Raw genomic sequence first — 525 nt, forward strand, 5'->3', positions numbered from 1 at the left:
TCCCTACGGTTTACAGTGCGTAAGTCTATAAGCGTAAGCTATTGCCGGGCAGCGAACGTTTCGAGTGAGTGGCTCATATGCTGCGTGAGCGTTTGTCTCCTGAGCAAATTGCCGGCAAGCTGCGCAGTATGAACATACCCAGCCTCAAAAAATGAAGGGGCGTGAAATGAAAGTGAATCAGCTCGATGGGTATGTGAAAAGCCTACTTAGCGATAAAACGGAGGTTTTTAAAAACTGGGTTACTTTGGATGAAAAGGCTGTCAGGGTTTTTCGAAGTTCTCAGCCTTACTATCAAGGGAAGGATGAACTGCAGAAGTTCGATACGCCGGCGTTGAAGTTGTTGGATATTTACAATATCAAATGCATTGTAAGTTTGAACGAAAATGGGCTTCAGCCTGGCGCCGACGTGACATTAAAAAATAAGGGTATTTCTTATAAATCCCTTCCCGTCAAAGATTTTTCCGTGCCGACGCTGGATCAACTTCTAGCCGGGTGCGATGCCATTACAACCGCCTTGGATAAGGG

The 525-nt window shown here is 45.9% G+C and carries 1 protein-coding gene and 1 pseudogene; both read left to right on the forward strand.

Annotation, left to right across the window (positions count from 1 at the left end; translation table 11 throughout):
• Positions 1-32: 32 nt before the first annotated feature.
• Positions 33-149, forward strand: a pseudogene (locus tag UW3_RS28595) (IS30 family transposase); the annotation flags it as partial.
• A gap of 17 nt (positions 150-166) precedes the next feature.
• Positions 167-525 (forward strand): protein-tyrosine phosphatase family protein (locus UW3_RS0102300; protein WP_010220586.1); only part of this gene is annotated, 359 nt, incomplete at its 3' end.

It is taken from the genome of Pseudomonas donghuensis (assembly GCF_000259195.1).
In the GTDB taxonomy this organism is placed as follows: Bacteria; Pseudomonadota; Gammaproteobacteria; order Pseudomonadales; family Pseudomonadaceae; genus Aquipseudomonas; species Aquipseudomonas donghuensis.